Raw genomic sequence first — 1,132 nt, 5'->3', positions numbered from 1 at the left:
CAAGCATTTGGGTGCGTTATGAGGGGCTTTCCAAGGCGCATAAAAGGCGCTGTGAAGAGCGTTTGAAGGCACTTTGCTTTTGGGAAGATTTGCTCCATGCCGGTATGGGTGTGCATGATGCGGCAAGTTTGAGTGCGGTGCAATTTGGTGTGAGCCGGATGTCGCTTTTTAATTGGCGGCAGATGGTGGAGGGGTATGAGCGCCCTGATTGGTTGGCAGCGCTTGCACCTTGTTATGGTGAGGAGAATGTTTCGCAATTTGCGCCGTGTCATGAGGGGGCGTGGGAGGTTTTTTGTTCGGATTATTTGCGCCCCTCTAAACCTGCTTTTTCGGCGTGTTATCGGCGGATGGTTTCGGTTGCACAGGAGCGGGGTTTTGAGCCCATTCCTTCAGAGCGGGCTTTGCGGCGTCGTTTTAAGGCGCAAATTTCCAAAGCGGTTGTGGTTTTAGCGCGTGAGGGAGAAGAAAAGGCAAAAAAGCTTTATCCAGCCCAACGGCGTGATCGCTCGAGCTTGCATGCATTGCAAGCAGTGAATATGGACGGGCATAAGCTGGATGTTTTTGTGAGCGTTCCTTGGACAGAGAAGCCTGTGCGGCTTTATCTGATAGCGATACAAGATCTTTATTCGGGCAAGATTTTATCGTGGCGCCTGTCGGATGCTGAGACTTGGGAAATCGTGCGTTTGGTGATTGGGGACATGGTGGAAGCTTATGGCATACCAGAGCGTATGACCTTGGATAATGGGCGCGCTTTTACCAGCAAGTGGATTTCTGGAGGTGTGCAAAACCGTTTTCGTTTTAAGATTAAGCCGGATGATCCGCAGGGGCTTTTGACGAGCTTGGGTGTGCAATTGCAATGGACCACCCCTTATAGCGGACAGTCTAAACCGATTGAGCGGGCATGGCGTGATCTGGCAGAAGCGATTTCTAAACATCCCTTTTGTGCGGGGGCTTATACGGGCAATAAACCGGATGCCAAGCCTGAAGATTATGGAAAACGCGCGATAGGATTTGAAGCGTTTAAAGCCCATGTTGGTGCGCAAATTTGTGCACACAATGCGCAAGCAGGGCGCAAAGCGGTTAATTGTGCGGGGCGCAGTTTTGATGAGACCTTTACTGAGAGCTTGCAAGC

General features: G+C 51.1%; 1 protein-coding gene. It reads left to right on the top strand.

Translation table 11 applies throughout. The features are described 5' to 3' along the window. Positions 1-1,132 (top strand): transposase domain-containing protein (locus ACFIK0_RS08230; RefSeq protein WP_375663789.1); only part of this gene is annotated, 1,132 nt, incomplete at both ends.

This window comes from Bartonella sp. CL63NXGY, from assembly GCF_042194905.1.
In the GTDB taxonomy this organism is placed as follows: Bacteria; Pseudomonadota; Alphaproteobacteria; order Rhizobiales; family Rhizobiaceae; genus Bartonella.
This window is presented reverse-complemented; position numbering and strand designations above follow the sequence as displayed.